The following is a 716-nucleotide window of genomic DNA, read 5'->3' as shown; positions in this document are numbered from 1 at the left end:
GCGCAAGCGGCTCGCGGCGCTGCCCGGCGTGACCGGCGTGCGCGTGTCGGCCGCGCACGTGGTCGAGGCGTTCGGCGATGCGACGCTGCATCCGAACGTGCACCGGATCGTCGGCGAACAGGGTATCCAGCATCTCGCGCTCGCGCCGAGCACGCCGGGCGACCTGCTGCGCCTGTGCACCGAGGGCCCGACCCATGACTAAGGTGTTCCTGATCCTCGTGCGCAACGAGCTGCTCGGCTATCTGCGCAGCCGCTCGTCGCTGTTCTGGACGCTGGTGTTCCCGGTGTTCCTGCTGAGCGTGATGCTGTTCGCGTTCGGCGGCTCGGGCTCGCTCGGCACGGCCGACATCGCGTTCGACGTGCCCGGCGGCGCGACGCCGTACAACCAGGCGTGCAAGGCGCAGATCGTCGCCAGCCTGTCGCACAGCGACACGGTGAAGGCGACCTTCGGCGGCCGCGGCACGCCGGCCGAGCGCGTGACCGTCGTGCTCGGCGCCGACGAGCGCACGCCGGCAACGATCCGCTACGACTTCAACGGCTCGCTCGCGGTGAAGGCGGCGTCGCGGGTCGTCGAGATCGCGCTCGCACGCTGCGCCGCGCAGCGGCTCGGGCTGCCGGCCGCGCAGGCACGCTTCGAGAATGCCGCGCCCACGCGCCGCCCGTTCGACTATGGCGCGTTCTTCGCGACCGGCATCCTCGTGATGGCGTTCATGGCG

2 pseudogenes are annotated in these 716 nt (G+C 71.6%); both read left to right on the top strand.

The features are described 5' to 3' along the window. Positions 1-202: pseudogene (locus JMF90_RS39230) on the top strand (phosphonate ABC transporter ATP-binding protein); the annotation flags it as partial. After that, positions 195-716: pseudogene (locus tag JMF90_RS39225) on the top strand (ABC transporter permease); the annotation flags it as partial. The pseudogenes JMF90_RS39230 and JMF90_RS39225, both read left to right, overlap by 8 nt.

It is taken from the genome of Burkholderia sp. E168m23, from assembly GCF_016586125.1.
GTDB classification, from domain to species: domain Bacteria; phylum Pseudomonadota; class Gammaproteobacteria; order Burkholderiales; family Burkholderiaceae; genus Burkholderia; species Burkholderia orbicola.
This window is presented reverse-complemented; position numbering and strand designations above follow the sequence as displayed.